Here is a 10,573-nt window from a genome sequence, read left to right on the forward strand (position 1 = left end):
GTCACCCACCATACCTGTTTCCGAACCGGTTTCTTCTTCTGCGACATTGTCCGCAGCGATGGCACCGTCAACTGCCATACCTGTTTCCGAAACGGCTTTTTCTGCAACATTGTCCACAGCGATGGTACCGTCAACCACCATACCTGTTGCTAAAACGGCTTCTTCTGCGACATTGTCCGCAGCGATGGCACCGTCAACTGCCATACCTGTTTCCGAAACGGCTTTGTCAGCGACACCGTCCGCAGCGATCACACAGTCAACCTCCATACTTGTTTCAGAACCGGCTTCTTCTGCGACATTGTCCACAACAATGGCACTGTCAACCGCGACACCTGATGCCGCCCCGACTTCTTCTGCAACACTGCCCACAACGATGGCACTGTCAACCGCCACACCTGCTGCCGAAACGGCTTCTTCTGCGACATTGTCCACAGAGATGGTACCGTCAACCACCATACCTGTTTCCGAAACGGCTTCTTCTGCGACACTGTCCACAGCGATAGCTCCGTCAACCATCATACCTGTTTCCAAAACGGCTTCTTCTGAAACATTGTCCGCAACAATGGCACCGTCAACCGCCACACCTGCTTCCGACCCGCCTTCTTCTGAAACATTGTCCGCAACAATGGCACCGTCAACCTCCATAGCTGATGCCGACCCGACTTCTTCTGCGACATTGTCCACAGTGATAGCACCGTCAACCGTCACGCCAATACCGGTCAAGGAAACCACGATCAGGGTAGCAGGGAAAACCATAACCTTGGCCGGTCCCCCTTTTGAACCATTTACGATGGCACAGCCAACCGTTGCCACGCCACCGTTCTGGGAGCCCACAATACCAGGAACCACCATACCCTCTTCCAGAGCGCCTGCTTCTGCGCCAATGACCACTGCAATAGCGCTGTCGACCACCACGGTGGCACCGCTGGCATCTTCCCTGAGCGCCGGTGCCATAATCGGTATCGCCGCGGGAGCCGGCCTGGTGCTGATATGTTTTGGGGGTGCGTGCATTTACCGCTATTGCCAACGCAGGTCAGGCACATACCGGCTTATGGATTACAATGGGTTGCCAGGGCATCGATCTGTACTACCGGTGCCGTCTGAGCCGGTGGCGGATACCTCTGAACTGGAGGCCATTCCAGCGAGTAGGCAACGACGTCAGAAAGCACCTGTCGATGGAGACAGGAGCAAGCACTCGGAGGTATAAACGCAACGCATGTGGTTCCATTAACCGCTTTTTGATCTGACGCAACCTCACTCTGCGTGGCAATGCATACCGGGCCTGCTTAAGGTATCAGATAATAGTGAACAGTGGAGTCTGCGGATAGGCAGTGTATGCATTCCCACGGAGGAACGTGTAACTGATCAAAAAAGATTCAGTCCGCAGCCTATGATTGCTAGCTACAATTCGTATCTCCCTTGACCCGACTTGGAGCTACAATTGGTGGCTCCTTCGACCCAGTCCTGAGGAGGCGGTTCCCTTGGGTGACTCGACTGAGGGTTGAGGTCGGTAACGGCCTCTTCTACTCGGAGACAGACTCAGGACGAACGGAGTGCGGAGGCACGACAACCCGTCAAACTCATTGACACCATGTGTCAGGCCAGCCCGGATGTCCAGACTGGCCTGTCTGTTAAAATAACGCTGATTTTTCACTCTTAATGATATGCGCTTTATCTACCTTGCATGTTCAGTAATCTATTCAGCAGATTGATCGCATAGTTGTGGGAAACAGCGCAGTTGACTGGATTACTCAACATGATATCCCCTTTATAATGGAACAGGTATTGTTCTGCGGGATTACTCTCGTCCGGAGTGTACTGGGGGTGAACAAACAGGCATGAATCTGCCGGATTCATTTTTTCTGTTGTCAGGTACTGCTGATAGGTGTCGGCCGCGTAATTGATGAATGTGTTCATGGTTTCAGGTTTTCCCAGCATGACTTCCAGAACACTGGAGCGTTGTATGGGTGGGTACTGGGAAGGGCTGGCATTGGAATTTTCCCGTAAAGACACAGTTAGTCCCAATTCCTCTGCTTTTGCCTGCAATACATCGTATAACTCATCAAACCGGCCGTTATCCTTGTGCTGATGGTCGAGGTGCATGTGTATTGCATCCGGTTCCCGGGGGGTAAAACCGGAAATCAATTGGTTGATTTGCTGATGGATCAGTTTGGCTTCGGTGCTGTCCACTTTTGCCATGGATTCAGCTTCAACATGGGCGTAGTAGGCAAATAGCTGGGATTCAGATGGATAATAAACTTGGCGTTCAATACCAAGCTTTGCCGCGAAGGATTCAGTTTCAGAGCTTTGTCCATGAAAGATTGGCTCTGATGCGAAACTGATACTGATCAAGGCAAAGGTACTTAGAAGGGCCAGGGCAAGAGATTTTATCTTAATATAATTAAGCATATTAATATTCCTTTTTGTTATCGGGTTAATTTTTATCCAAGTTATTATATTTTTTGAGATTTTAAACTGACCTCCTGGTTAGTATTGCTAACAATCAATCCGTCAGTGGCAGTAACCGCTAGCAGTAACCGCTATAAGTACTGCCGGATCATAGTGTTCAACTCCTCAGCAGAAGATGGAATTCCGCGCCCGTGCATGGCCACTGCCATGTTGCATAACAGGAACAGGTTCAATGTGCCATTTTCCTGCAGTTGAGGGTGATCGAGGAGTTGTTCCAGCCCTCTCAATTGGGGTAACCCCTGTTTGTGCATCATGCCCGCAATGGCGCTGAAAAGGGGCATGTTCACTGCGCCATTTTCCTGCAGGTAAGGGTGATTGAGGAGTTGCTCCAGCTCCCTCAATTGGGGTAACCCCTGACTGTGCATCATGCCTGCAATAGCGCTGAAAAGGGGCATGTTGAATGCGCCATTTTCCTGCAGGCAGGGGTGATTGAGGAGCAGCTCCAGCTCCCCCATGCGGGGTAACCCTTGCTGGTGCATCATGTCCGTAATGGCGATGAAAAGGGGCATGTTCAATGCGCCATTTTCCTGCAGGCGAGGGTGATTGATCAGTCGCTCCAACTCACGCAATCCGGGATACCCGTACCCATGCATCATGCCAGTAATGGCGTAGAGGATGGGCAGGTTGAATGTGCCATTTTCCAGCAGGCAGGGGTAATTAAGGAAGCGGTCCAGCTGACTCATTCGGGGTAACCCTTGATAGTTCCTCATGCCCGCAATGGCGCTGAAAAGGGGCATGTTTAATGCGCCGTTTTCCTGCAGGCGAGGGTGATTGAGGAGTGCCTCCAGTTCCACCGTTTGGGGTAGCCCACGACGTGGCATCAGATCTGAAATGACTCTGAAAAGGCGCAGGTTTAATGCGCCATTTTCCTGCAGGCGGGGATGATTGAGGAGTCGCTCCAGCTCCCCCATTCGAGGTAACCCGCGCCCGCCCATCATGCCTGCAATGGCTGTGAAAAGGGGTATGTTCACTGTGCCATTTTCCTGCAGGCGGGGATGATTGAGGAGTCGGTCCAGCTGCCCCATTGGGGGTAACCCACGCCTGTCCATCATGTCTGCAATGGCTGTGAGAAGGGGCATGTTCACTGCGCCATTTTCCTGCAGGCGGGGGTGATTGAGGAAACGGCCCAGCTCACTTATTCGAGGTAACCCACGCTCGTACATCATTTTTTCAATGGTGCAGAAAAGTGACAGGTCCACTGCGCCATTTTCCTGCAGGCGGGGGTGATTGATGAATAGTTCCAGCGCCCTCATTTGGGGTAACCCTCGCCCTCGCATCATGCTTGCAATGATCATAAAAAGGGGCCGGTTCAATACGCCGTTTTCCTGCAGGCAAGGGAGACTGAGGAGTTGGTTTACATGCGTCATCCGAAGAGAGCTGCGCCCGTTAGTCATGCTTGCCATGGCTCTCGTAACGTCAAGGTCCTGCAGGCTGGGGTGAGTGCCGGGTTGGCTCAACCAGCTCATAAGGCCGGGGGGATAGAAGCGTCCGGGGCGGGCGGCAAATAGCGAACGGGTGTTTCGATTTGGATAAGGGGTGTAGCGCTCGACGATAGTCCTTTGTTGGGCGCTCCTTTGGTTAAGAGTGGTTCTACATAGAGGACAGATATTTTCTTCCAGTTGCCAACGCCTCAGGCATTTTCTGTGAAACATGTGCTGACAATCGGTCACCACGACTCTTTTTCCTGCAAACGGCGAAAGGCAAACAGGGCAGTTGTCCAGCTCAGTTTGATAAGCAGTCGCTGGCTGGTTATTTTGGGCCGAGCCTGGTACTTGCATGTTCTTTATCTGACTTGAATCGGCATGCGTTATCTGTTTTGGTTCCCCGGGAGGCATTTCTCTGTCGCAACCAACGCTTAATGGATGCAATGCCAGTGTTAGCCCCGAGTCCCGCTAATTTGTTGACTGGTGTTCCATATGCCAGGCCCCGTATACAATCAGGAGATCCATGCACCGGCTGTGGCCATGGATGGCCGCTAAGCTAAGAGCCGACATGCCATCGTCAGTATGCTCATCGACCTGGATGCCCGGAGCGAACAGCAACGCTTCGATACACCCAAAGTGGCCGTGTGTTGCCGCCAGGTGCAGAGCCGTCCTGCCATTAACCTTTTTATTGACCTGGATGCCGGGAGAGGCCAGTAACGCCTTGACAGATCCTGCATTGCCGTATTTGGCAGCGATCTGGAGAGCGGTCCAGCCATTGTTGGTTTTCATATTGACCCGGATGTCTGGATTGGCCAGTAGTGTCTCAACGGACTTGGTATTATCGTGTTTTGCAGCGATGTGGAGAGCGGTCAAGCCTTTGTAACTCTTCTTATTGATCGAGGTGCCCGGAGCGAGCAGTAATTCCTTGATGGATTCTGCACTATCGTGTTTGGCTGCGATGTGGAGAGCGGTCAAGCCCTTGTAATTCGGCTTATTGACCCGGGAGCCGGGAGTGGCCAGCAACACCTTGAGGGATTCTGCACAGTTATTTATGGCCGCAAAGTGGATAGCTGTAAAACCATAAATATCCTGCCTGCTGACCCTGTCGCGGTGAACATAGGGCAGTAACATATCGATGGCGTCTGCACAGTCGCTTAAGGCAGCGAAGTGGAGAACTGTCCAGTTTGTTTGATCGGTGATATTGCTATCTGCTCCTGCGTCGAGCAGCCATTTGAGATGCTCGGATTTGCCCCATAATGCTGCGATCATCAGGGGCGTGACGCCGTCGTAATCACTGGCATTGGTATTCACTTCGCTGTTAGCAAGCAGCTCTTTCAGACATCTTGTGTCGTTTTCTTTTTTGCTGGCATACTGTTTGAGCATCCGGTAGCCAGAGAAGGCTTCATCGATATTTATGCCCCTGGCAACGTATTGTTGACGGACCTCGGTTATGCCGATTTTGGTGGCAATGTGCAGGGGCGTTTCGCAGAACTTATTGGTGGCATTGACACCAGCTCCATGGGTAACCAACCATTTCAGGCACTGGACGTTGCCATTCTCAGCCGCAATGTGCAGGGGCGTCTGACCCTCCTGATCAGCGGCATTGACATCGGCCTGGTGGTCGATCAGTGCCTGGGCGCAATCGATATGGCCGGAATCAATGGCGATAGCTAACGGGTATACAGCCCAATCCGTGACCGCGGAGAGGTAAATCTGTGTTGCCAGACTGGCATCAAGGGCCAGAAGTTTGTTCAGTGTTGTCAGATCCCCGGTGCGACAGACATCAAGCACCAGGGATTCACAATAAAATGATTCGTTTTCCAGGATGCGGCTTCCGTTCAGACGAACCAGCGGCAGTGCCGGTTGTTTGCAATCACAGCATTGGCGTTGATCGAGTCTTTTTCCTTCTTGCTGGTCACTGTCAAGCCATTTGGTGATGCATCCCAGGTGGAAAATATGGGGTTTTGGTTGGCAGGAAGTTCGGACCAGTGTTGTGTGCCAGGCAGATTGCCCTGTGGTGACTTCGTTGCTACCAAGGCAGATAGAACAGGTAAATGATGGATTTGTGTTGCTGCTGACGCTATTCATTGCTTTGGGCTGTTTTGATGCAGATAATGACTAGGACTGAAAACAACAGGAAAAATTCCATAAAACAGCATTGTCAACAAGGTGTTTCTTGATAAGCGTTTATAGTCGTATAAAAACAGCCACGGTAATTCAGAGCACGCTGAATAGATGGCGAACCTCTTCAATTCTGGCAAACCGTTTGACGCCGTGTTGGCGACAGTCAAAACGGATGGAGAAATTACGGTCATTAACCTCAATCACTTCTCCGCGACCAAAGATGGCATGATCAATAATGGCTTTGAGCTGCCATGGCGCGTCGGCGTCGGCGTCGGAGGCTATGTACCGGGCATTACTGGCTCCTGTGTTGGCATAGCCTGTGGATTCGTCGTTTATCGCAAGGTTGGGCACTGCCTTCAGTCTTTCGGTCAGTGCCGGGCGAGCTGAGCAGACGTAGCGTCTTGATACTGGCGTAAGACCAATTTTATTGATGGCTTCAGCCAGGTCGTCATCGGCATCTTCATGGAGCAGGTTGCCCAGGGATAAGACATGGGGCAGGTTCATTTCCAGTAAAAAGGGGCTGATGCTGTCCTGGCGATCTTTTCCCTGGCGATCTTTTCCGGCAAGGGGTTGGTTATCAGCTGACCATGAACGCTTTCCGGAATCTTTTCTGGCGTCTTTTTTGGCGTCTTTTTTGGAAGGGCTGGTAAGCTCGCCCTGCGCGGTAAACAGGTGTAATTGCTGTCTGGCACGGGTCATGGCGACATAGAGCAGGCGACGCTCAGACTCAATAGCATTACTGGTCCTGGCCGACAGGTTAGCCATTTCATCCTCCCTGAGGAACGGCCAGTATTGGCGGGTCAGCCCGGGGATTAACACAACCGGCCATTCCAACCCCTTGGAGCGATGGCAGGAGCTGAGCTTGATGCCGTGACTCGATCGTTGTCTTTGATCTTTCTGTTGCTTCTGCTTCTCGATTAATTCAGCAATGTGCAGGCAGCAGTGGGCGGTGTCTTCGTTCAGCTGTTTGAGGAAGCGATGAAAACCTTTGATCGCCAGAATCTGTTCATCCGTTCTTTGTTCATTGAGGCTCATGGATTTAAGGCTGTCGTATATTTCGGATTGTTGAATATACCGGGCGATCAGCGTATGGGCCTTGTGTTTGTTGCCATTGTGCTCCAGCCATGAGAACAGCTCTGCCCTTTGTGTCAGTTTTCGCACCTGAAAGTCACTGATGTCTTTGATGTTGGCTGCCAGCTTGCCCAGGGTCTTGCCAAATTGATGGCTCTCTTCCTTCAGCTGCTGGCAAAGCCAGTCAATATACTGTTGTTTAAGGCCGATATGGGGCAGGGTCAGAAGTCTTGCCAACTTATGGTAACGCACCTCTGGCAGTAGCCCGGCAAAGCCATCACTGGCCAGGGTCATGGCGTCGATCAGTGAGGCAATTTCCGGCCTTTGAAACAGGGAGGGGCCATCACTGCTGTAGGGAAGACCCATTTCCAGCAGGTTCAGCTCAATGGGCACGGCCTGGGCCCAGACCCGCACCAGAATGGCAATATCTTCCGGTGGTGTTCCGGATGCCAGATATTCGGTCAGCGCCTCAACCACAAAACGACTGTCGTCTGCACCCGGTTGGCTGATGCGAATCAGGGAGGGCGCGTTGTCCGGGTGGGCAATACAGAGCACATTTTTGCGGGACCGGTTCTGGCTGATTAAATGGCTGGCAGCCAGGGCAATACTGTGACCATAGCGAAAGGTGTGGGGCATGGTGAGTTCTTTAACGTCACCGGTAGTGCCATAGTCCTGCTGAAAATGGTTCAGAATGTTGTCGATATTGGCACCGGCGAATTCGTAGATCGTCTGGTCGGGATCACCAACGGCAATCATTCTGGCCCGCTGTCCGGCAATCAGCCGGGTAAACTGATGCTGAAGGGTTGAGGTATCCTGGTATTCGTCAACGATAATAAAGTCCATTTTATCAGCCACTTTAGGCACCAGTTCCGGATGTGCCCGGATCAGTGTCACCGGGTCGTACAGCATATCGGTGAAAGTGATTGATCGCTGTTGATGGCGCCACTGCTCAAATTGATGAAACAGCTTGATGAAAAAGCGATAGTCATCGGTATAACCGGATTGCTCAAACCATAGCTCAGGGCTGGTTAAATGGGCTTTGACCGATTCAATAAAGCTGATGGCCGCTTCGATCAGACGGGCGGCATCCGAGCGCATCCGGTCCTTAATGGTTTCCGGTGCCAGTTTCAGGATCAGTGTCCTGACCTGTAGCTCAACGACTTTCTCCGATAACGGTTGTTTGTTGTAGGGGGTTCTTACCTGCCAGCCTTCCAGGGTTCTGAGCAGTTTCAGCCCTGTGGCGTGGTAGGTTCTGATTTCCGGGAGCTGCCGCTGGTTTTCCGGCAAGTCTGCCAACGGACTACTGGCCAGGGTTCGAAGCTTTTTGGAAAAGTCGATCTGGGCCGCTTTGTTAAACATCATCACCATCAATCGACGCGGGTCAGCCCCTTTGCGCAGCAGGTTGCTGACCAATTGTGCCAGGGTTGAGGTTTTGCCCGAGCCAGCCACGGCAATACAGAGGGCATGGTCTTTATCGTGGTCGGCAACTGCTTGCTGGTGGGGCGTCAGTTTCATTCAGTCAGGTGCTGTTGATAGCGTTTGGAAAGTGCAAGGCTAGCAAAATTTGCGCGACTTCTATAGATAGCGCACGCGTCATCTTCCGAAGCCGGGGTACGGAAATTTCGGTGGAGATAAAGCGACAATGACGGAATAATGAGGCCATCAACACCAAGGATCACCGTGTAATGGCTTCACTTTATTTCTATTTTTCTTCCATGGATTCAGGCAAGAGTACCTACCTTTTGCAGTCAGCTCATAATTATGAGAGTGCCGGTAAACGGGTGTTGTTGCTGGCTCCGGTGATTGATGACCGTTTTGGTGTCGGCAGAATCACCTCAAGGATTGGCCTGCAAAGTGAAGCGGTGGCCATTTCCCAGAGTGATGACCTGAAGCAGCAAATCGCCAGAGAGCACAGTGAAGACTATATCGCCTGTGTTATGGTCGATGAAGCACAGTTCCTGACTCCGGAGCAGGTGTGGCAACTGTCGGATGTGGTGGATGTGCTGGGTATTCCGGTACTTTGCTTTGGCCTGCGCACCGATGCTTTTGGTAAGGCGTTTGCGGGCAGTGAAGTGCTGCTCAGTATTGCTGATGAACTTACCGAGCTGAAAAGCATCTGCAAGTGCTGTGAGAAAAAGGCCAATATGCAGCTGCGTCTTGACGGTGATGGTAAGCCGGTAAAAAGCGGCAGCCAGGTGCAGATAGGGGGCAATGATCGCTATCTTTCTGTTTGTCGAAAGCACTATAAGTCGATGATGGGGCTTGGGAGATAAGGAACTGTCTCTGAATAACTTCCTCTTTTTCGCCACGGAGGCACGGAGTCACAGGGGAAAAAAATTTTTCTTTTCTCCGTGCCTCCGTGACTCCGTGGCAAGGTTTTTTCTTTACTGGACAGCATCGGATGTAGAAGTTATTTCAGGACAGTTCCTAAGCGCTTCCCGCTGCCCGCAAAAGCATAAGCATAAGCATAAGCAGCCTGCCTTTTTCGGGCGGCAGGCAGGTTACTGACCATCCCTAACTCATCCAGCGCTGAACCCCAAGGGCGGTCATCACCAGTTCTACCGACAGTGCGGCCAGTATCATGCCCATTACCCGGATGATAATGGCCGAGCCATTGTGGCCAATCACCCGAAAGATCCGGTCGGCAAACAGCATCAGGGCACAGGTGACCAGAAGCACCAGCGTCATGGCACCGGCGGTCATGGCCTGCTGGCTGAAGGTTTTGGCGTGATTGTCGGTCAGTACAATCACCGCCATAATGGCCCCGGGGCTGGCAATGGAGGGGACCGCCAGAGGGAATACGGCTAGTTGGTGACCGGGTTCCCTGGATCCGGAACTGTCCTCAGGGTCAGAAAAAATCATTTGCAAGCCGAACAGGAACAGGATGATTCCACCTGCCAGCTGCAGAGAGATCAGCTGGATGTTCATCGCCTTTAGAATAATCTGACCAAGAACCAGTGCCGCAAGGAGGATGACAAAGGCGTAAATGGTTGCTTTCAGGGCGACTCGGTGTTTTTGCGTTTCTGACAGTCGTGCCGTCAGTCCAGTGAACAGTGCCAGAGTGCCGACCGGGTCAATGGTGGACCAGAGCATGATAAAGTCTTTAAAGAAAAGCTCCATAATAGTACCTGCCCATGTTGGTTATGGGTGTTATAGGATGAGGCCGGGCAGCTTTCCTATGGCATGGGAAAAGCGGTCAAACTGCGCAAATACCTGACGACATCTGTTCTTTATTTCATGGTTCCTGTACACATCCTGGGAAAATGGCAACCATGACTGAATAAAAATATTCCTTCTTCTTCAATTAAATAAGACAAACGTCAATTGTCCAGTGATTAGGTGCACAGCAGGAAAAAAAGTGACCAGTACCTATGTTTTGGCTATCTCTAACTATATATAATTCATTCTTATTTTTTTATTCGAAAAAACAATATAACAGAGCCTGAGTTAATTAATCATTAGGTAAACCCCCGGCTATGCCGGGG

The 10,573-nt window shown here is 51.5% G+C and carries 8 protein-coding genes; 2 read left to right on the forward strand and 6 right to left on the reverse strand.

Features of this window, described 5'->3' with window-relative positions; all coding sequences use genetic code 11:
• Positions 1–954, reverse strand: a 954-nt coding sequence (locus CX664_RS00145; protein ID WP_180966328.1) for a hypothetical protein, incomplete at its 3' end; no start/stop codon positions are given.
• 97 nt (positions 955–1,051) lie between these two features.
• On the opposite strand from CX664_RS00145, the gene CX664_RS26080 reads away from it, so the two are divergent.
• Complete coding sequence (locus CX664_RS26080; protein WP_180966329.1) at positions 1,052–1,207, forward strand: hypothetical protein; 156 nt, start codon at positions 1,052–1,054, stop codon at positions 1,205–1,207.
• A gap of 464 nt (positions 1,208–1,671) precedes the next feature.
• On the opposite strand, the gene CX664_RS00150 is transcribed toward CX664_RS26080, so the two are convergent.
• From CX664_RS00150 to CX664_RS00165, 4 genes are all read right to left on the reverse strand, one after another.
• The gene (locus tag CX664_RS00150) at positions 1,672–2,409 is read right to left on the reverse strand and encodes a hypothetical protein (protein WP_101744760.1); all 738 of its coding nucleotides are present in this window, start codon (positions 2,407–2,409) and stop codon (positions 1,672–1,674) included.
• 131 nt (positions 2,410–2,540) lie between these two features.
• Entirely contained in the window at positions 2,541–4,247 is a 1,707-nt protein-coding gene (locus CX664_RS00155) for an RING finger protein (RefSeq protein ID WP_180966330.1), read from the reverse strand.
• 114 nt (positions 4,248–4,361) lie between these two features.
• Positions 4,362–5,981, reverse strand: a complete 1,620-nt coding sequence (locus CX664_RS00160) for an ankyrin repeat domain-containing protein (protein WP_101744762.1) — start codon at positions 5,979–5,981, stop codon at positions 4,362–4,364.
• 129 nt (positions 5,982–6,110) lie between these two features.
• Positions 6,111–8,603, reverse strand: coding sequence for an ATP-dependent helicase (locus CX664_RS00165; RefSeq protein ID WP_101744763.1), 2,493 nt, complete (start codon positions 8,601–8,603; stop codon positions 6,111–6,113).
• A 170-nt stretch (positions 8,604–8,773) separates the two neighbouring features.
• Between CX664_RS00165 and CX664_RS00170 the strand changes: the two genes are divergently transcribed.
• On the forward strand, positions 8,774–9,361 hold the full coding sequence (locus CX664_RS00170) for a thymidine kinase (RefSeq protein WP_101744764.1): 588 nt from the start codon (positions 8,774–8,776) through the stop codon (positions 9,359–9,361).
• Positions 9,362–9,602: 241 nt separating this feature from the next.
• Here the strand turns inward: CX664_RS00170 and CX664_RS00175 are convergent, their stop codons facing one another.
• Complete coding sequence (locus CX664_RS00175; protein ID WP_101744765.1) at positions 9,603–10,208, reverse strand: MarC family protein; 606 nt, start codon at positions 10,206–10,208, stop codon at positions 9,603–9,605.
• Positions 10,209–10,573 lie beyond the last annotated feature (365 nt).

Source organism: Endozoicomonas acroporae (assembly GCF_002864045.1).
Lineage (GTDB): Bacteria > Pseudomonadota > Gammaproteobacteria > Pseudomonadales > Endozoicomonadaceae > Endozoicomonas > Endozoicomonas acroporae.